Raw genomic sequence first — 302 nt, 5'->3', positions numbered from 1 at the left:
CGCTTTGCTTATGTCAACTTGGTAACCGGTCATGTGGATTATCGTCCTTGGACATCAGAGGATACTACTTTTGATACTGTTTTAACTCCAAAAATCCAAGGCTATACTGCTGATAAAGACGTCGTTCCAGCTGTAACAGGAGTGGAAGCAACAGCACCTGACTTTGAAGTTACAGTAACTTACGTTCGTGATGCTCAAAAAGCGATTATCAAGTATGTCAATGAAAAAGGCAACACTGAATTGAGCCGTGACCAAGTCGTAGGTAAATCTGGTGAAGCAATTGATTACAGCACAGCTGATAA

At 41.4% G+C, this 302-nt stretch carries 1 pseudogene; it reads left to right on the top strand.

Annotation, left to right across the window (positions count from 1 at the left end):
• Positions 1-302, top strand: a pseudogene (locus tag HMPREF2904_RS09290) (hypothetical protein); the annotation flags it as partial.

Origin of the sequence: Streptococcus sp. HMSC072G04 (assembly GCF_001813295.1) — a bacterium.
In the GTDB taxonomy this organism is placed as follows: domain Bacteria; phylum Bacillota; class Bacilli; order Lactobacillales; family Streptococcaceae; genus Streptococcus.
This window is presented reverse-complemented; position numbering and strand designations above follow the sequence as displayed.